The 17,305-nt window shown below is 70.9% G+C and carries 16 protein-coding genes; 7 read left to right on the top strand and 9 right to left on the bottom strand.

Going from position 1 to position 17,305, the window contains the following annotated elements; translation table 11 throughout:
* The first annotated feature begins 145 nt into the window (after nucleotides 1–145).
* Nucleotides 146–1,321: a transcription termination factor Rho gene (rho, locus tag IG54_RS0120745; RefSeq protein ID WP_051819733.1), complete on the top strand. Its 1,176-nt coding sequence runs from the start codon at nucleotides 146–148 to the stop codon at nucleotides 1,319–1,321.
* A gap of 12 nt (nucleotides 1,322–1,333) precedes the next feature.
* On the opposite strand, the gene IG54_RS0120750 is transcribed toward rho, so the two are convergent.
* The gene (locus IG54_RS0120750) at nucleotides 1,334–2,617 is read right to left on the bottom strand and encodes a M6 family metalloprotease domain-containing protein (RefSeq protein ID WP_030786310.1); all 1,284 of its coding nucleotides are present in this window, start codon (nucleotides 2,615–2,617) and stop codon (nucleotides 1,334–1,336) included.
* Nucleotides 2,618–2,938: 321 nt separating this feature from the next.
* On the opposite strand from IG54_RS0120750, the gene IG54_RS0120755 reads away from it, so the two are divergent.
* Both IG54_RS0120755 and IG54_RS0120760 read left to right on the top strand, forming a co-directional pair.
* Nucleotides 2,939–3,595, top strand: coding sequence for a TetR/AcrR family transcriptional regulator (locus IG54_RS0120755; protein WP_030786312.1), 657 nt, complete (start codon nucleotides 2,939–2,941; stop codon nucleotides 3,593–3,595).
* A gap of 83 nt (nucleotides 3,596–3,678) precedes the next feature.
* Complete coding sequence (locus IG54_RS0120760; RefSeq protein WP_030786323.1) at nucleotides 3,679–5,172, top strand: MFS transporter; 1,494 nt, start codon at nucleotides 3,679–3,681, stop codon at nucleotides 5,170–5,172.
* 28 nt (nucleotides 5,173–5,200) lie between these two features.
* On the opposite strand, the gene IG54_RS0120765 is transcribed toward IG54_RS0120760, so the two are convergent.
* The 3 genes from IG54_RS0120765 to IG54_RS0120775 all read right to left on the bottom strand — a co-directional run bounded on the left by IG54_RS0120765 (nucleotide 5,201) and on the right by IG54_RS0120775 (nucleotide 7,254).
* Nucleotides 5,201–5,716, bottom strand: a complete 516-nt coding sequence (locus IG54_RS0120765) for a MarR family winged helix-turn-helix transcriptional regulator (protein WP_037897507.1) — start codon at nucleotides 5,714–5,716, stop codon at nucleotides 5,201–5,203.
* A gap of 80 nt (nucleotides 5,717–5,796) precedes the next feature.
* On the bottom strand, nucleotides 5,797–6,813 hold the full coding sequence (locus IG54_RS0120770; protein WP_030786328.1) for a questin oxidase family protein: 1,017 nt from the start codon (nucleotides 6,811–6,813) through the stop codon (nucleotides 5,797–5,799).
* 48 nt (nucleotides 6,814–6,861) lie between these two features.
* Nucleotides 6,862–7,254, bottom strand: a complete 393-nt coding sequence (locus IG54_RS0120775; protein WP_030786331.1) for a GNAT family N-acetyltransferase — start codon at nucleotides 7,252–7,254, stop codon at nucleotides 6,862–6,864.
* A gap of 201 nt (nucleotides 7,255–7,455) precedes the next feature.
* On the opposite strand from IG54_RS0120775, the gene IG54_RS0120780 reads away from it, so the two are divergent.
* The gene (locus tag IG54_RS0120780) at nucleotides 7,456–8,457 is read left to right on the top strand and encodes a sigma-70 family RNA polymerase sigma factor (protein WP_030786332.1); all 1,002 of its coding nucleotides are present in this window, start codon (nucleotides 7,456–7,458) and stop codon (nucleotides 8,455–8,457) included.
* 45 nt (nucleotides 8,458–8,502) lie between these two features.
* On the opposite strand, the gene IG54_RS0120785 is transcribed toward IG54_RS0120780, so the two are convergent.
* The gene (locus IG54_RS0120785; protein ID WP_030786333.1) at nucleotides 8,503–9,495 is read right to left on the bottom strand and encodes a helix-turn-helix transcriptional regulator; all 993 of its coding nucleotides are present in this window, start codon (nucleotides 9,493–9,495) and stop codon (nucleotides 8,503–8,505) included.
* 132 nt (nucleotides 9,496–9,627) lie between these two features.
* Here IG54_RS0120785 and IG54_RS0120790 point away from each other — a divergent pair, with 132 nt between their 5' ends.
* The 3 genes from IG54_RS0120790 to IG54_RS0120800 all read left to right on the top strand — a co-directional run bounded on the left by IG54_RS0120790 (nucleotide 9,628) and on the right by IG54_RS0120800 (nucleotide 12,450).
* Nucleotides 9,628–11,163, top strand: a complete 1,536-nt coding sequence (locus IG54_RS0120790; RefSeq protein ID WP_051819735.1) for an MFS transporter — start codon at nucleotides 9,628–9,630, stop codon at nucleotides 11,161–11,163.
* A 197-nt stretch (nucleotides 11,164–11,360) separates the two neighbouring features.
* On the top strand, nucleotides 11,361–12,113 hold the full coding sequence (locus tag IG54_RS0120795) for a GAF and ANTAR domain-containing protein (protein WP_030786338.1): 753 nt from the start codon (nucleotides 11,361–11,363) through the stop codon (nucleotides 12,111–12,113).
* Between the two features lie 82 nt (nucleotides 12,114–12,195).
* Nucleotides 12,196–12,450 (top strand): hypothetical protein, encoded by a 255-nt coding sequence (locus IG54_RS0120800; protein WP_030786340.1) that lies wholly within the window; start codon nucleotides 12,196–12,198, stop codon nucleotides 12,448–12,450.
* 11 nt (nucleotides 12,451–12,461) lie between these two features.
* On the opposite strand, the gene IG54_RS0120805 is transcribed toward IG54_RS0120800, so the two are convergent.
* The 4 genes from IG54_RS0120805 to IG54_RS0120820 form a co-directional block, all read right to left on the bottom strand.
* Nucleotides 12,462–13,223, bottom strand: coding sequence for a DUF6227 family protein (locus IG54_RS0120805; protein ID WP_030786342.1), 762 nt, complete (start codon nucleotides 13,221–13,223; stop codon nucleotides 12,462–12,464).
* Between the two features lie 181 nt (nucleotides 13,224–13,404).
* Complete coding sequence (locus tag IG54_RS0120810) at nucleotides 13,405–14,622, bottom strand: L,D-transpeptidase (protein WP_234336276.1); 1,218 nt, start codon at nucleotides 14,620–14,622, stop codon at nucleotides 13,405–13,407.
* A 94-nt stretch (nucleotides 14,623–14,716) separates the two neighbouring features.
* Nucleotides 14,717–15,763: a P1 family peptidase gene (locus IG54_RS0120815; protein WP_030786346.1), complete on the bottom strand. Its 1,047-nt coding sequence runs from the start codon at nucleotides 15,761–15,763 to the stop codon at nucleotides 14,717–14,719.
* Between the two features lie 257 nt (nucleotides 15,764–16,020).
* Complete coding sequence (locus IG54_RS0120820) at nucleotides 16,021–17,226, bottom strand: low temperature requirement protein A (RefSeq protein WP_030786350.1); 1,206 nt, start codon at nucleotides 17,224–17,226, stop codon at nucleotides 16,021–16,023.
* Nucleotides 17,227–17,305: the final 79 nt, after the last annotated feature.

Consider the following 17,305-nt stretch of genomic DNA (forward strand, 5'->3'; position numbering starts at 1 on the left):
TTCTCCCTCTCGGGATCTGACAGGCCGTTCCGGCCTTCTTCCACGCCGCTCGCATGGAGCGGTTCTCTTCGCTCGTCGTACGGGGCGTGATCATCGCCGCCCCGCCGGGCCCCCTCATTCGCATGTCCGCGAAAGGACCACCCCCATGACTGCCACCGTGACCGAAACCCTCACGGCAACGCCCCTGACCTGCAAGGGCGTTCTCGACATCGCCCGCGACGGGCGCGGATTCCTCCGGAGCGAAGGGTGCCTGCCCGCCTCCGCCGACGTACAGGTTCCCGCCCCCCTCATCCACCAACTCGGCCTGCGCGCAGGCGACTTCGTCGACGGCGAGTGCGCCGGGCGGGCCCGCACGCTCACCGGCGTCCACCGGGCCAACGGACGCGTCCCCGAAGGCCTGCACGGACGCCCCCGCTTCGGAGAGCTGACCCCGCTGCACCCCCGCGAAAGGCTCCGCCTGGAGTCCTCGGGCGGCTCCGTCACGGGGCGGCTCGTCGACCTCGTGGCACCCGTCGGCAAGGGACAGCGCGGCCTGATCGTCGCACCGCCCAAGACCGGCAAGACCGTACTGCTCCAGCAGATCGCGGCGGCGATCGCGGCGAACCACCCCGAGTGCCACCTCATGGTCGTCCTCCTCGACGAGCGGCCCGAGGAGGTCACCGACATGGTGCGCTCGGTCCACGGCGAGGTGCTCTCCTCGACCTTCGACCGGCCCGCCAAGCAGCACATCGCGCTCGCCGAACTCGCCGTGGAGCGCGCCAAGCGCCTGGTCGAGGAGGGGCGCGACGTCGTCATGCTCTTCGACTCGCTGACCCGGCTGTGCCGCGCCTACAACAACGCGGCGGCCGGCGGCGGAAAGACCCTCAGCGGCGGCGTCGACGCCGCCGCGATCCAGGGCCCGAAGCGGCTCTTCGGCGCCGCACGCCTCGCCGAGGAGGGCGGCTCCCTGACGATGCTCGCCACCGTCCTCGTGGAGACCGGATCACGCGCCGACGACTACTACTTCGAGGAGCTGAAGAGCACCGGCAACATGGAGCTGCGCCTGGACCGCGTCATCGCCGACCGGCGCCTCTTCCCGGCCGTCGACATCACACCCTCCGGTACGCGCAGGGAGGAACTGCTCCTGACGGGCGATGAGTTGACCGCCGTACGCGGACTGCGACGTGCCCTGCTCGGCAGGGACAGCCACGGCTCCCTGGAGACGGTGATCGACCGCATCAAGAAGACCCCGAGCAACGCCGCGTTCCTGCGGCAGGTGCAGCAGACGGTCCCCGGGGCCGGGTCGGGATCCTCGGCGGGCGGCGGCGCTACGGCCGCGTGACGTGCGCGGAAGCTACGGCCGCGTGACGTGCACGCGGTAGTCGCCGTCGTCCGTCACTTCCGCCACCGTCATCCGTACGCCCGTCGCGCGGTCGGTGAAGGTCTCGCCGGGGCCGTAGGGCGCGTCGGAGAGTTCGGCGTGGACGTTCGGCCTGCGGGTGCAGCCGCCGCTGTCGGCGGCCGAGTCGGAGACCGTGACGGGGCCGTGTCCCGTGTCGACGTCCGCGTCCACGCGGTAGACCAGGACGCCCGGTTTGCAGACCGCCTCGTCGTTGCCGCCGGGGGTGCGGGCCTCGATCGCGTACCCCGTCTTCGCGTTCAGCGGGACGAAGGTGAGCTTCGTGCCGCCGGAGCGGGCCAGTGGCGACAGGACGTGCTCGCTGCTGCCGGGCTTCGCCGCGCAGCCGATCTGGTCGTCGTCGAGCCAGCCCAACTTCCACTTGTGCCAGGCGAGCAGGTCGTTGTTGGCGCCCCAGTCCTCGCTCATGATGTCCCAGTGGCCGACCGCGCCGCCGCCCTCCTGCGTGTACAGGTCGGGCAGGCCGAAGACGTGGCCGTTCTCGTGCGGCAGGACGCGGTAGCCCGTCTCGTGGTAGCTGCCCGAGCCGTCGTCCTGACGGCTGTAGACGAAGGACGCGTTGGAGACGGGCACGCCGTCCGCGACCGGCGCCTCATGGTTGCCCGCGAAGGTCACCGACAGGACCGTGTCGAGCGCGGAGGGCCCGGCGTTCGGGGTCACCAGGACGTTCACGAGGTCGTAACTGCGGAAGTCCACGTCCGGATCGGCCGCGGCCACGATGTCCTCGACCAGCTCGCGGTAGCCCGGGTCGAAGGGGGCGCCGCGCTCTATCCCGTACTCCGCGAACGACTTCGGCATCCGCAGCCAGTCCGGCACGGGGGATTCCGGCCGGTAGTCCAGGCGCCCGTACGAGCTGGTGCGGAACCACTTCGAAGTCTGCGGGAAGAACTCCGCGAGCCGGTCCATCGCGCTGCCCTGACCGGGCGCGTCCGAGAAGTCGACCATGAGGTTCAGGGCGCGGACGGTGCCGGTCGAGCGCGAGTAGCCGGACGGGGTGGGCATGCCCTCCGACATCTGCACGCCCATCGTGCCGCCGATCATGCACGGCCCGAGCGCGCTGCCGCGCGCCATCGACACGGGGCCCGCCGCGCTGGGGGAGTCCTCCATCAGGCGTCCGGTGCTCGCCGAGGTGGTGACCGCGAGGGCGAGGACCGTGACCGAGGCGAGGGCGACACCGCGGCGGGCGGGGCGTATCCGCCGCCGGATCGGCTGCTGCATACGTGGCCCTTCCGCTCCGCGGCAGCCGCCGGACCTGGCTGCACCCTGTCCGATCACCCTGTGCCGGGGGGTGCGCGGACGCTCGCTGGGTGCGACCGATCGTGGGTTTCTCGCGAATTCAGGTGTGACTCAGGTCACATGGAATGCGGGCCGGTGCGGGAAATATCCGGGGAGTCCTTCCCCGTTTAGACCTGTGTTCGCGCGAAACGGGGACTGACTCCCCGCATCGCTGAGAGCAGACCGACAGCAGACCGGACCGGCAGACCGGCAGACCGGCAGACCAGCAGACCGGCAGACCAGCAGAGGACCAGAGGAGAAGCCGTGGACACCGCCACCGCCCCGCAGCGCCGGGCCCCCCGCCCGCGGGCCGACGCCCTGCGCAACAGGGAGCGGATCGTCGCCGCCGCGCGCGAGATGTTCGTGGAGCACGGACCCGACGTGCCCCTCGACGAGGTCGCGCGCCGGGCGGGCGTCGGCAACGCCACGGTCTACCGCCACTTCGCCGACCGCGGCGAGCTGGTGCGCCAGGTCGTCCTCTTTGTGACGGACCGCGTCGCGGCCCTCGCCGAGCAGGGCGTCGCCACGGCGGACGCCGACAAGGACGCCTCCTTCGCGGCGCTGCGCACCTTCGTGCACGCCGCGGCCGACGAGCGCATCGGCGCCCTGTGCCCGATGCTCCAGACCGGCTTCGACCCCGACCACCCCGACCTGCTGGACGCCCGCGAGCGCCTGGAGCGCTCCATCGAGGACCTCACGGAGCGGGCCCGCGCGGCCGGGCAGCTGCGCACCGACATCGCCGTCGGTGACCTGCTGGTCGCCCTCTCCCAGCTCGGGCGGCCCCTGCCCGGCACCCCCTGCCCGAACATGGACCGCTTCGTCCACCGCCATCTCCAGCTGTTCCTCGACGGCCTGATGGCACCCGCCCGCTCCGAACTTCCGGGGGAGGCGGCGACTCTGGAGAACCTCCGGCAGCGCTGACCTCGCTCGTTACCCCTATTTTTCTGCGTTATCTGCGTTATTCCGCTGTATTGACCATTTCGTACCGCTAGGTGGCTCACTCCATGTCAGAAACGGATCCGAGGCGCTGGAAAGCCCTCGTCTTCATCGCCCTCGCCCAGCTGATGGTCGTCCTCGACGCGACCATCGTGAACATCGCGCTGCCCTCCGCCCAGGAGGACCTCGGCATATCCGACGGCAACCGCCAGTGGGTCATCACGGCCTACGCCCTCGCCTTCGGCGGTCTGCTGCTCTTCGGCGGCCGTATCGCCGACCTGTGGGGCCGTAAGCGCACCTTCGTGACCGGCCTGATCGGCTTCGCCGCGGCCTCCGCGCTCGGCGGTGCCGCGACCGGCGAGGCCATGATGCTCGGCGCCCGCGCCCTCCAGGGCGTCTTCGGCGCGCTGCTCGCGCCCGCCGCGCTCTCCCTGCTCGCGGTGATGTTCACCGACGCCAAGGAGCGCGCCAAGGCCTTCGGCATCTACGGCGCGATCGCCGGTGGCGGCGGCGCCGTCGGCCTGATCCTCGGCGGCTTCCTCACCGAGTACCTGAACTGGCGCTGGACGTTCTTCGTCAACATCCCCTTCGCGGTGGTCGCCGCCCTGGGCGCCTACTTCGTCATCCGTGAGCCGGCCGGCACCCGCAACCGCTCGCCGCTCGACATCCCCGGCGTGGTCCTGTCCACCCTCGGCCTGGTCGCGCTCGTCTACGGCTTCACCCGCGCCGAGTCCGACGGCTGGTCGGACTCCGTGACCATCGGCATGTTCGTCGCGTCGGCCGTGCTGCTCGCCGCGTTCGTCCTCACCGAGGCCAAGGTCAAGTCGCCGCTGCTCCCGCTGCGCGTCCTGACCGAGCGCAACCGCGGTGGCGTCTACCTCTCGCTCGGCCTCGCCGTCATCTCGATGTTCGGCCTGTTCCTGTTCCTCACCTACTACCTCCAGATCGTCGAGGGCTACTCCCCGGTCAAGACCGGCTTCGCCTTCCTGCCGATGATCGCGGGCATGATCGTGGGCTCCACGCAGATCGGCGCCCGCCTCATGACGCGCGTCCCGCCGCGTCTGCTGATGGCTCCGGGCTTCCTGCTCGCCGCCGTCGGCATGCTGCTCCTGACGCAGCTGGAGGTCGGTTCCTCGTACGCCGGGCTGATCATGCCGGCGCAGCTGATGCTCGGCCTCGGCATGGGTACGGCGTTCATGCCCGCCATGTCGCTCTCCACGCACGGGGTCGAACCCCGTGACGCCGGTGTCGCCTCCGCGATGGTCAACACCTCGCAGCAGGTCGGCGGCGCCATCGGTACGGCCCTGCTGAACACCATCGCCGCCTCCGCCACCTCCGCGTACCTCGCGGACCACGCGGCCGGCGCCGCCAATCCGAAGCTCGTCCAGGCCCAGGCCATGGTCGAGGGCTACACCAGCGCCATCTGGTGGGCGGTCGGCATCCTGGTGGTCTCCGCGGTGATCGCGGCGACGTTCATCAACACCGGCCACCAGGGCGGCCCCGAGGCGTCCGCGCAGGACGGCGCGGAGGACGAGCTGAAGGTCCCGGTGCTCGTGCACTGACCGGCCCTTCCCGGTCTCGGCGGAGCCCCTAGCGAAGCCACGGGAGGTCGGCCCCGGCCTCCTTCGGCTGAAGTCCCTCGGCGACGATCGTCATGATCTCGCCGAGGGACTTCTGCTGTTCCGGGGTGAGCCGGTCGAAGAGCGACCGGCGTACGGCGGTGACATGGCCCGGGGCGGTCCTGGCGAGGACCTCGAACCCCTCGTCGGTGAGGATCGCGAGCTGGCCGCGCTTGTCGGAGGGGCAGTCCTCGCGGCGCACCCAGCCGCTCTTCTCCAGGCGGGCGACGGCATGCGAGAGCCGGGAGCGGGTGATCTTCATGGTCCTGGCCAGCTCGGTCATCCGCAGCCGCCGCCGGGGGGCGTCGGACAGCTGGACCAGCAGTCCGTAGTACACGTGCGGCATGCCCGCGTCGCGCTGGAGCTGACGGTCGAGGAAGTCGTCGAGGAGCGTGGTCGCCTGGAGGTAGGCCCGCCAGACGCGCTGCTCATCGCCGTTCAGCCAGCGGGGCTCACCGTCCGGGGGAGGAGTGGGTGCCATATCCATGTACTCCACTGTACGAGCCTCGTTCTTGAACTTTGAACGAACCGCGCGGGGGGCTCGCCCGCGTGGGCGGCTCGTTCAGATCACCTGAGCGGCTCGTTCAGTTCGACGCCCCGCAGGGCCGCGGCCAGGGCCCGCTCGTCGCCCACGTCCAGAGCCGTGTCCGTCAGCTTGATGACATGCTCGTCCCCGTGGGTGAGGGCCCGCTCGACGACCTCCTCCGCGGCGAACGTGCCACGCGGCTCGTACGCGACCGCCGCGTCCGGCGCGTACATCGCCGTGACCGCCGCGGACGCCGTCCAGGCGGCCCGCAGGCTCGGCGCCCACAGCTCCCGCGGCAGCGCGGGCAGCGCCCGCAGTACGGCGTTCGGCGCGGTCGCCGCGTGCACCAGCATGATCTCGTCGCCGTGGCCGTGCGTGGCGTACCGGTGCGTGGCCGCCTCCACCAGCTCGGTCAGCATGCGCCGCGCCTCATCGGGACTCTCCACGCAGCCGGCCCACACCGGCAGCGCCCCTACCCGGCCGAGCCGTGCGGGGAAGCCGCCCTCCGTCCGGTCGTCGAGGGGCACCACCGCGTCCAGGGCGTCGGCCGCCGACACGGCGCCCGGCAGCTCGACCAGGCCGGTGACCCGGTGGTGCCGGGCGGCCCAGTAGCCGAGGCCGTGCGCGAGTTCGGCGAGGCGGGGCGCGGTGGCCTCGCCCCGCTCCAGGGCGCGCACGGCGTGGCCCACCCGGATCACCGGATGCGTCGAACCTCCGTACATCCCGGGGAGCAGCCGTGGCCACCACTCGGCGAGCACGTCGCGCCAGGGACGCTCCTCGATCTCCCGGCGGAAGTAGGCGATCCAGTCCGCGGCCCGGCGCGGGTCGCCGAGCGCGCTCTCGTAGTCGCCCTCGGTGATCGGGGCGAAGGACGCGGGAAGGTCCTCCAATTTCCGGGCGTAAAGATCAAGCCATCGATGGATCGCTCTGGACTGTCCGCGCGCGGCGAGCGCCTCGACGGCCATGGGCGCGTGATTGGTGAGCCGCCCCTGCCGTTCGGGGCCGAAGCCGTGCAGTCGGGTCAGGGCCTCGTCGAGAATGCCTGCGGTGTCGGTCATGCGGGGACGGTAGGCCGCCGGTCCGCCTGCCCGGATCGGCCCTGAGGCCTAGGTCCGTCGGCCGAGGGGCCGCTCGTACCAGGCGACGTCCCAGTACCGCCCGAACTTCCTGCCCACTTCGTCGTACGCGTCCGGCACGCAGTACGCGCTGACTTCCACGGAAGTGGAGTAAGCGGGCCGGGAGCGGAAAGGGCTACTGGTGGCGTACCCGAGCAGCCGGCCCGGGCGGGTGCCGGTCTGCCGCTCCTGAGCAACCAAGAGGCGGTGAGGGCCGTCTTCAGGGTGGGAGAGCAGCCAGGGGCGACGCTCCTCCGGCAGGAAGGTGACGGTGTCGAAGGTGACGGCCGTCTCACGTACGTAGTGGTTGTAGAGGTCGGTGAGGGCTTCGAGATCCGTCTCGACCCCCGGCCTGACCTGCACCCCTGTACGTTCTGAAATCATCCCGCCTCCCCGCGTGGCGGCACAGGGTACTGCACCGTCGGGAAAAAAGATGCGCGGCTTGGGAATTCTGTCCGGATTCCAGTCGTTGTTTCCATCGGATGCAGGGCACTCGAGGGTGTGCCATCCGCCACAGAGGCCCCAGTAAGGGCCGACACAGAGGCCCCAGGGCCGACCAGGACAACCACACGCAAGGGAGCACGCATGGCAACCCGTGCCGTCGCCCGTCGTAAGTCCGCCGCCTCCGGCGAGACCGATGCGGCACGCAGTGTTCGCGCCGTAGGCGGGGAGATCGCCGACCGCGACCTGGTCGGCATGTACCTCGACGAGATCGCGCGTACGCCACTGCTCGACGCCGCCAAGGAAGTGGAGCTGTCCCAGATCATCGAAGCGGGTGTGTACGCCCGCAAGATCCTGGACGGCGAGGTCGAGGACAGCAAGGTCACCGCCGACCGCGAGGAGCTGGAAGCCCTCGTCGCCGACGGTGAGCGGGCCAAGGACGTCTTCATCCGCTCGAACCTCCGGCTGGTCGTCGCGGTCGCCCGCCGCTATCCGCGCAGCGGCCTGCCCCTCCTCGACCTGATCCAGGAGGGGAACGCGGGCCTGGTGCGCGCCGTCGAGAAGTTCGACTACGCCAAGGGCTTCAAGTTCTCCACGTACGCCACGTGGTGGATCCGCCAGGCCATCACGCGCTCGATAGCCGACCAGTCCCGCACCATCCGCCTCCCCGTCCACCTGGTGGAGGAGCTGGGCCGGATCCGCCGCGTCCAGCGCGAGTTCAACCGCGAGCACGGCCGGGAGCCGGAGCCCGCGGAGATCGCCGCGGAGCTGTCCTCGACGCCCGAGCGCGTCATCGACGTCCTGGACTGGGCCCGCGACCCCGTCTCGCTGAACATGGGCGTGGACGACCAGGGCGACACCCAATTCGGTGACCTCCTGGAGGACACCTCGGCCGTCTCGCCCGAGCAGTCCGTCCTCTCCCTGCTGCGCAGCGAGGAGCTGGACGACCTGATAGGCCGCCTCGACCAGCGCACCGCGTCCATCATCAAGATGCGGTACGGCATCGTCGACGGCCGCGAGCGGACGCTGACGGAGGTCGGCAAGGAGCACGGCCTCACCCGTGAGCGGATCCGGCAGATCGAGAAGCACGCGCTTTTGGAGCTGAAGAAACTGGCGCGGGACACGGGCTTCGACGCGGTGGCCTAGGGGCGGCCGGTCCCAGGCCCAGGCCGCCTTGCTCCGGCTGGGGGCTCACTCCTCGGGCCGGGATTCCGCCGCCCGGGTCAGGCGGTGGCCCAGTTCGCCGAGGCACCTCACCAGTTCCGGCGGGCCGTGGGCCGTGAAGTCGCAGTTCAGCACGGCCAGGCGGACCGCCAGCCATTCGATGGAGTCCGTCGCCGTGCCGCGCAGACGGCAGCGGCCGGTGCCCAGCGGCTCGACCGTGCCGAGCGACGACCGCAGCCGCGCCCTGACGAACTCCGCCGACGCGGCGAACGTCACATCGATCTCGTACGCCGGTTGCTGCCCGTGCCGGACCGACTGCCGGATGAACTCCGCGGCGTCCCCCTGCGGCAGCTCCCGCGGCGCGAACCGCGCCCCTGTGGAGAACGGCTCGCTCACCCGGTCGACGCGGAAGGTCCGCCAGTCCTCGCGGTCGAGGTCGTACGCCACGAGGTACCACCGCCGCCCCGTCGAGACCAGGCGGTACGGCTCGGTCAGGCGGCGGGTCTGTGTGCCGTCCCCCGCCCGGTAGGAGAACCGCAGGCGTTCGTGGCCCGCGGCGGCCGATGCCATCACCGTCAGCGTCTCCGGCGCGATGCTCGCGCCGTCCCCGCTGGTCAGCGGCATCGTCGCGGTCTGGAGCGCGGAGACCCGGTGGCGCAGCCGCGTCGGCAGGACCTGCTCCAGCTTGGCGAGCGCCCGCACCGACGCCTCCTCCACGCCCTCCACCGCGTGCCCCGCCCCGACCCGCAGCCCGACCGCGATCGCCACGGCCTCCTCGTCGTCGAGGAGCAGCGGAGGCATGGCCTTGCCCGCGACCAGGCGGTAGCCGCCGAGGGCGCCCTGCGCGGCCTGCACCGGATAGCCCAGCTCCCGCAGCCGGTCCACGTCGCGCCGCACCGTCCGCCGGCTCACCCCGAGCCGCTCGGAGAGTTCGCTGCCGGGCCACTCGCGGGGGGTCTGGAGGAGCGAGAGCAGTTGCAGCAGCCGGATGGGAGTCTGCGCGCCCGTAGCCCCCGTCACGCGCGCGCCCGAGACGACATCGTCGTCATCCGCGTCCGCGGCCTCGTACTCATTCCAGTTGTCGTCCTCATGGGATCAGGATGCCGGTGATGTAGGACCTCTTATGACCTATATGGCTCCTAGCCTTCCGGCATGAGTTCTCCCACCAGCACCAGCACCCTCCCCGACGCCGGGCCCCCATCGGACCGGCGCCGTTGGTTCGCCCTGGCCATCGTGATGACCGCCGCCTTCATGGACCTGGTCGACGTCACGATCGTCAACATCGCGATCCCGTCCATCCAGCGGGACGCGGGCGCCACCTTCAGCCAGATCCAGTGGATCACCGCGGGCTACACCCTCGCCTTCGCCGCCGGACTCATCACGGGCGGACGGCTCGGTGACATCCACGGACGCAAGCGGCTGTTCCTGATAGGCATCACCGGCTTCACCGTCGCCTCCGCGCTCTGCGGCTTCGCGGTCAACCCGGAGATGCTGGTCGCGTCGCGCATCCTGCAAGGCGGCATGGCCGCGCTGATGGTCCCGCAGGTGCTGTCGATCGTGCACGCGACCTTCCCCGCCCACGAGCGCGGCAAGGTCTTCGGGCTCTTCGGCATGGTCGTCGGTCTCGGCGCGGTCTCCGGACCGCTGCTGGGCGCGCTGCTCACCGAGTGGAACATCCTCGGCCTGGAGTGGAGGCCGATCTTCCTCATCAATCTGCCGGTCGGCGTCGCCGGAATCATCCTGGGCCGCAAGTTCATCACCGAGTCCAAGGCCCCGAGGGCCCTCAAGCTCGACCTCGTCGGCGTCGTCCTGGTCACGCTCGGCCTGCTGATGCTGATCTACCCCCTCACGCGCGGCCGTGAGCTGGGCTGGCCCGTCTGGGGCCACCTGATGATGGCCGGCTCCCTCGTCGTCTTCGGCGCCCTCGTCGCGTACGAGAAGTGGAAGACGGCGAAGGACGGTTCGCCGCTCGTGGAGCTGTCCCTGTTCAAGGTGAAGAGCTTCGCCGCGGGCATCGCCGTGCAGACCGTGTTCGGCGTCACGATGGGCATCTTCTTCCTCGTCTGGACCCTGTACATGCAGTACGGCCTCGGCTGGACCCCGCTGCACGCGGGCCTGACCGGGGTGCCGTTCTCGGTCGCCGTCTCGGTGGCGGCCGCCACGTCCGTGCAGAAACTGGTGCCGCGCTTCGGCCGCAAGGTGCTCCAGGCGGGCGCCCTGGCGATGGCGGTGGGCCTGCTCCTCTACATCTGGGAGGCGGGCCGGTACGGCGCGGGCCTCACGTCCTGGCAGATGGCGCTTCCGCTGGTCGTGATGGGCGTGGGCATGGGCCTGATCGTGGCGCCGCTGACGGACGCGGTCCTCTCGGGCGTCCCGCGGGAACACGCGGGCTCGGCCTCCGGACTCATCAACACCGTGCAGCAGATGGGCACGGCGCTCGGCCTCGGCCTGGTGTCGGTGGTCTTCTACGGCGTGATCGACGAGGGGGTCGCACCGAGCCGGCTCCCCGCGGAGTACGTCGCGGGCTTCCAGAACGCGCTGTGGTGGGCGGTGGGCGTGCTCGCGGTCATCTTCCTGGTCATGTTCGCGCTCCCGGCGAAGCCGAAGCACCAGGCGGAGGCCGAGGGCGCCGAGGAGGCGGTGGTCACGGACGATCACACCGAGCGGGAGCCCGCGTTGACTCCCTGACGCGGGCGGGGCACGGGCGAAGCCCGCTCCACCTCCACCTCCACCTGCCCCTGACGGCGTGGCTGGTAGTAGCCTTATGGACACGGAACGTGGTGACTTCGGGCAGTACGAGCCTTGGCATGGAGGCCTGCTGATGGAGTATCAGGAGTCTGTCGGAAGCCCTTGACGGGCGCCCGCGCGCATCGAGGAGTCGACGCATGAGCCGAGAACGAAAGATCGCCGAAACCTTCGTCGAACTCGCCGATACCCTCGTCGCGGACCTCGACATCACCGACTTCTCTCAGCAACTGGCCAACCGCTGCTGCGACCTCTTCGCCATCGCCGACGCAGCGGTCATGCTGGCCCACCCCGGGCCGCAGCTGTACTGCGCCGCCCCCAGCGACCCGAGTCCCGCACTGGAAAAGCTGCTGCATCTGGCTCCGAGCGAGGGCCCGGCCCTGGACGCCTACCGCACCGCCACCCCGGCCCTCCCCGGGGACCCGGCCCACACCCCGGATACCTGGCGCGGCTTCACCGCACAGGCTCGCGAGGCCGGTTACACGTACGCCGGCGCCGTTCCCCTGCGGCTAGGCGAGGAATCCATCGGCAGCCTGCTGCTCCTGTGCACCAGCGACAGACCGCTACCCACCGATGACCTCGCCCTGGCCGAGGCATTCGCCGACGCGGCCACCATCGGCCTGCTCCACGCCCGAACGCTGAAGCACGCCCAGACGGTCAATGAGCAGCTCCACACGGCCCTCCGCAGCCGCGTGGTCATCGAGCAGGGGAAGGGATTCCTCGCCGCCCGCCGCGAACTGTCCCTCGACGACGCCTTCGCCGTCATGCGCGGCTTCGCTCGCCGCCATCGTCTCCCGCTCACCGCCGTCGCCCGCCATATCGTCGAGACCGGCGACCTTCCCCGGCCGCCGTCCGCGGCGGCTCACCAGTCGGCGCAGGGGGCGAGTGAGTAGAGATGCGACATGCGTCACTTCGGGACCTAAGCCCCATAACTCCCCTGTCGGAAGCCCCCGGGCGTGTTGTCTACTGGGCCGCATGCTCCGGGATATCTCGATCGTTCAGCAGATAGGCCTGGCCGCGCTCGCCGTGGCGACCGCGGTCTGGGCCGTCGGCCTGGTGCGGGTGATGCGCAGGGAGCGCCCCGAGGCGCAGGCGTGGCGCGCGCCGCAAGCGCTCCGCGCGCTCCCGGGCCAGCAGGGCCCGCCGCGCGCGGAGGCCGTGGAACTCACCGCGGACGAGCGGGCGGCCTTCGCCGGTCTCGTACAGCAGTACGGCGACGGCCGCCCTTAAGGCCCTCGGCTCTACTGCCCCGGAGTCGCGCCCGTCGCCCTGCGCTCCATCGCCGCGCGGGCCGCGTCCTCGGTGGCGTACACCTCGCACATATGGCGCCCGTCGGGCGTGAGCGTGTGCTCGACCTCCCACAGACTGATCTCGCCGCCGTCGAAGAGCAGGAACGCGTGCTCGTAGAGCGAGAAGCTCAGACGCGCCTCACCGCTCAGGCCGGGACGGCCGAACGCCTGCGTTATCTGGTGCGCGAACGCCGCGCGCAGCAGGCGCGCGATGTCCTCCCCGGGCCGGTCCTCGGTGTTCTCCGCGCGACGCAGCAGTCGGCGCGCGTGGTCCGCCGAGTTGTCGGGGGAGTACGCGTGGCTGGGCCCGGAGTCGGCGGGCAGCTGGAGCAAGGCGGGCCGGCCGCACGACGGCGGGTCGGGCGGCAGCGGCAGCCGCGAGGTGGCGACGCCCGCCTCCTCCTCGTCGGCGTAGACCTCATACGTCGGGGCGCTGCCCGGCGCGGTGTTGTGGACCAGCTCCCAGAGCGTGAGCACGGTGGCGTCGGCGAGCAGCCAGGTGTGTCTGTACGTCTCGCGGTGCAGACCCGCGCTGTGGTGCGCGGAGTGCAGGGAACTGTCGTGCGCGAGAGCCGACTCGAGGCGGCCTATGACCTCGTCGGGCAGGTCGAAGGAGTTCAAGGCACGGCCGAGGAGTCGCTCGAGGTGCTCCTCCGGAGAGTGTGGCTCGGGCGACTCGGATGGCTCGTACGCCGTTTCGTACGGAACGCTCAAGGCTTCTCCCGGCGTTGCTGCATGTCACCTGGTGAGTGCATACCGTAGCCCCTGGGTCGGACATCATGTCCGGGAACGGGAAAACGCGCGAGCCACGAGGGAAGTTCCCACGTGGCTCGCTCAGTTGGGGGGCGCGCGAGGTGCGCGCCGGGAGACGGGAGACGCGCCCCCGGAGGGTGCGTCAGCTCGCGCTGCCCGCCGTCCACTCGCTCCAGGACATGTTCCAGCCGTTGAGGCCGTTGTCCGGGGCGATCGTCTTGTCCGGGGAGCCCGTGACGTTCACGACGTCACCGATCAGGGAGTTGTCGAAGAACCAGGCGCCCATGGTGTTCGGGTCGCCGGCGCCGCGCGCGTCCTGGAGGCCCACACAGCCGTGGCTGGTGTTGGCGCTGCCGAAGATGGACGGCGAACCCCAGTAGTTGCCGTGGATGAAGGTGCCCGACGTGGACAGGCGCATGGCGTGCGGCACGTCCTTGATGTCGTACTCCCCGCCGAAGCCGACCGTGTCGCCGTTCATCCGGGTCTGGGTGAACTTCTCGGAGATCACCATCTTGCCGTTGTACGTCGGGTTCGACGGGCTGCCCGCGGAGATCGGGACGGTCTTGATGACCTTGCCGTCCCGCTCGACCGTCATCTTCTTGGTCTTGACGTCGACGGTGGAGACCTGCGCGCGGCCGACGGTGAAGGTGACCGTCTTGTGCTGCACGCCGGTGATGCCGTTCCCGCCCTTCACACCGTCGAGGTTGATCTTCATGGTGACCTTGGAGCCGGCCTTCCAGTACTCCTCGGGCCGGAAGTCCAGCCGCTGGTTGCCGAACCAGTGGCCGACGACCTTCTGGCCGCTGGTGGACGTCACCGTGATGTGCGACTGGACGTCCTTCTTCTCCGTGATCGGCTTGTCGAAGTTGAAGGAGACCGGCATGCCGACACCGACCTTGGCGCCGCCGTCGGGGGTGTAGCTGCCGATGAAGCTGTTGGCCGAGGAGACGGTGGTGAACGTCGCGTTCTCCGTCGCCGCGTTGCCCTTGGGGTCCTTGGCGTTGGCGGTCACCTTGTACTTGGTGCCGCGCTCCAGCTGGGCCTTGGGCTTCCAGGTGGTGCCGTCACCGGAGATGGTGCCCTCGACAGCGGCGCCGGACGTCACGGACGTCATCTTCACGCTCGTCAGCTTGCCGCCCTTGACCTTGACGCCGGTGGCGTTGATCGAGGCGTCGGTGGCGCCGTCCTTGGAGGAGATGGTGATGTCGGCGCCCTTGGCGGCGGCGCTCGCACCCTTCTTGTCGTTGTCGGCGTCCGCGTCCCCGCCGCAGGCTGTGAGGGTCAGCGCGCCCACGGCAGCGAGCGCGGTGGCTGCCAGCAGGGCACGGCGCCGGGGGTTGACTATGACTGACCTTGTCACGAGCTGCTCCAAGTACGTGTTCTGATCCAGTACGACTAAAGAGCGGCCCGACACGCGGAGTAGTTCCCTCCGCATGGTGTGAGCGCGGGCACATTTATGAGGCCCGCTCGCGGCCCTTCTCGTAGAGGTCGAGGTACGCGGGGAACGTCCCGCCCGGCGTCCGGACGGACTCCGCGGCCAGCAGCGCCCGCACGATCGCGGCCGTCACCATGTCCGCGCCCGCGGCGAGGATCTCGTTGAGCGCGAGGGGTGCGGCGGCGTCCAGGGGGCGCTCGCCCGTGGCGAGGGCGAAGACCGTGTCACCGTCGTTGAGCAGATGGACCGGCCGCACGGCACGCGCCATGCCGTCGTGCGAGGTCCCGGCGAGCTTCTGCGCCTGCGCCTTGGTCAGTTCGGCGTCGGTGGCGACGACGGCGAGGGTTGTGTTGAGCGGCGGCGGCCCGTTCTCGGCGACGGTCTCGGCGAGGCGGCGCGCGGCCTCCTCGTGCACCTCCGGCGCGGGGTAACCGACCCGCCGCCCCTCGAAGTACCGCCCGTACAGCACGCCCGTCGCCGGATCGAACCCCGACCCCGAGGCGTTCGCCACGACCAGCGCCGCGACCGTGATCCCCGAGTCGAGCCGGACGCTCGCGCTGCCGATACCGCCCTTGAGCCTGCCGACCACCGCGCCGGTGCCCGCCCCGACGTTGCCCTCCCGCACCGGGGTGAACGGCTCGGTGCGGGCGGCATCCTCCACCGCGGCCCGACCGGTCGCCGCGTCGGGCCGGGCCGTGAAGTCACCGCCGCGCCCCAGGTCGAAGACGCAGGCGGCCGGGACGACGGGCACGACGTGGGAGGGGTCGGGTCCGACCCGCACCCCGCGGCCCCGCTCCGCCAGCCACGCCATCACCCCCGACGCGGAGTCCAGTCCGTACGCGCTGCCGCCGGTGAGGACGACGGCCTCGACGCGCTGCACCAGATTGCGCGGGTCGAGGGCGTCGGTCTCGCGGGTGCCGGGCCCTCCGCCGCGCACGTCCACGGCCGCGACAGCGCCCCCCTCGGGCGCCAACACCACCGTGGTGCCGGTCAGTTGTCCATCGCCGGTCCGGGTCGCGTGCCCGACCCGCAGGCCCGCCACATCGGTCAGGGAGTCAGTATTCATACGCCGATGCGTACCACGCGTGGCAGTTCACCCCCAGCCCCGCGGCGCCTAGGGCCTGTCCGGCGGATCATGCCGCGGGCCGCGGGGTCTGGCACTTCCCCCAGCTCTCGGCTTCCCTCGAGCAGGGGGCGACCCCATCGCGTTGCCGCCCTCCTCCGCCTTGCATCTCGACGCACCAGGCCCCGCTCACCCGCGCAGAAAGGTGACCGCCACCCAAGTGCGGCCTGATCCGCCGGACAGGCCCTAGTCGGCGTCGCTCACGCGGACCGGTCCGCGCGGTTCATCCGGGCCGTGAGCGTCACCCCCGTCGCGACCGTCGCCGCCGCCACCAGGCCCGCGACCAGCACCGCCCAGCGCCCCGCGAACGTGCTCGCCAGCGTCGCCAGCGCGCTGACCGGCAGCACCAGCTGCTGGGCGAGGCCCACCTTGAAGTAGCGGGAGTGCAGCGCCCACACGGTGATCAGATACAGCGTCGTCGGGATGGTCACCGCGGCCGACGCGGCCAGGGTCGAGATATGCGCCTCGCCCACGGCTTGCTCGACGGCCACCTCGATCCCCGCGCCGATCGCCGCGGCCGAGCCGAGGACCACGTACTGGCCGTAACCCCACAGGAACGCCTGGCGGTTGCCGCGCAGTCGGCCGTGGAAGGGGACGACGAAGTAGATCCACCACGCGGCGAAGACGATGAGAAGGCCACCGGCGGCGATCGGCAGGAGTTCGTCGAGCGCGTCGTTCTCCTCGATGCCCGACTTCACGGCGATCGTCGCCGCCGCGATCGTCTCGCCGAGCACGATGATCGTGAACAGGCCGTACCGCTCGGAGATGTGGTGCGGGTGCCACGCCGTGGTGTACCCGCGCTCCGCGAACGCCGGTACGGCCATCTCGGCGATCGCCATCACCAGGAACAGCCAGGGCCGGGCGCCCTCGGGCAGGAACAGCAGCCCCGACCAGCCGACCTGGCAGAGCAGCACGCCGAACGCGTACCGCAGTGCGGTGGTCCGCTCGGCCCCCCGCGCCGCCTTGGCCACCCGCAGCCACTGGGAGGAGAGCGCGAGCCGCATGATCAGGTAGCCGAGCCAGATCAGGAGGAAGTCGTTCTCGTCGAAGGCCCTCGACACCCCGGCGGCGAAGACCAGCACACCGGCGATCTGGACCAGGGTGACCACGCGGTAGAGCACGTCGTCGTTGTCGTACGCCGAGGAGAACCAGGAGAAATTGACCCAGGCCCAGTACAGCCCGAAGAAGGTCATCGCGTAGTGAAGGATGCCCTCGCCCGGATGCCCCTCCGCGACGGCGTGCACGAGCGAGGCGCCGGCCTGGGCGACCGCCACGACGAAACAGAGGTCGAAGAAGAGTTCCAGAGGTGTCGCGACCCGGTGCTCCTCGTCGCGCCCCCGGGGGAGAAGGGGCCGCAAGAGCTTGGGGGAGCCGGAAGGCCCGGGAGTGCCTGTGGGGGACGTCATGTGCCCACCACAGCAGAACGCGTACGCCGAACCGGGCTGCGCCGCCCGTCGGCACGGGAGGGCCACCCGGACGGCACAT

The organism is Streptomyces sp. NRRL S-920, from assembly GCF_000717945.1.
Lineage (GTDB): Bacteria > Actinomycetota > Actinomycetes > Streptomycetales > Streptomycetaceae > Streptomyces > Streptomyces alboniger.

What these genes read in the sequence shown, in the direction of transcription:
- rho (WP_051819733.1), top strand. Translation starts at nt 146, where the DNA reads ATGACTGCCACCGTGACCGAAACCCTCACGGCAACGCCCCTGACCTGC.
- IG54_RS0120750 (WP_030786310.1), bottom strand. Translation starts at nt 2,617, where the DNA reads ATGCAGCAGCCGATCCGGCGGCGGATACGCCCCGCCCGCCGCGGTGTC.
- IG54_RS0120760 (WP_030786323.1), top strand. Translation starts at nt 3,679, where the DNA reads ATGTCAGAAACGGATCCGAGGCGCTGGAAAGCCCTCGTCTTCATCGCC.
- IG54_RS0120765 (WP_037897507.1), bottom strand. Translation starts at nt 5,716, where the DNA reads ATGGATATGGCACCCACTCCTCCCCCGGACGGTGAGCCCCGCTGGCTG.
- IG54_RS0120770 (WP_030786328.1), bottom strand. Translation starts at nt 6,813, where the DNA reads ATGACCGACACCGCAGGCATTCTCGACGAGGCCCTGACCCGACTGCAC.
- IG54_RS0120775 (WP_030786331.1), bottom strand. Translation starts at nt 7,254, where the DNA reads ATGATTTCAGAACGTACAGGGGTGCAGGTCAGGCCGGGGGTCGAGACG.
- IG54_RS0120780 (WP_030786332.1), top strand. Translation starts at nt 7,456, where the DNA reads ATGGCAACCCGTGCCGTCGCCCGTCGTAAGTCCGCCGCCTCCGGCGAG.
- IG54_RS0120790 (WP_051819735.1), top strand. Translation starts at nt 9,628, where the DNA reads ATGAGTTCTCCCACCAGCACCAGCACCCTCCCCGACGCCGGGCCCCCA.
- IG54_RS0120795 (WP_030786338.1), top strand. Translation starts at nt 11,361, where the DNA reads ATGAGCCGAGAACGAAAGATCGCCGAAACCTTCGTCGAACTCGCCGAT.
- IG54_RS0120800 (WP_030786340.1), top strand. Translation starts at nt 12,196, where the DNA reads ATGCTCCGGGATATCTCGATCGTTCAGCAGATAGGCCTGGCCGCGCTC.
- IG54_RS0120815 (WP_030786346.1), bottom strand. Translation starts at nt 15,763, where the DNA reads ATGAATACTGACTCCCTGACCGATGTGGCGGGCCTGCGGGTCGGGCAC.
- IG54_RS0120820 (WP_030786350.1), bottom strand. Translation starts at nt 17,226, where the DNA reads ATGACGTCCCCCACAGGCACTCCCGGGCCTTCCGGCTCCCCCAAGCTC.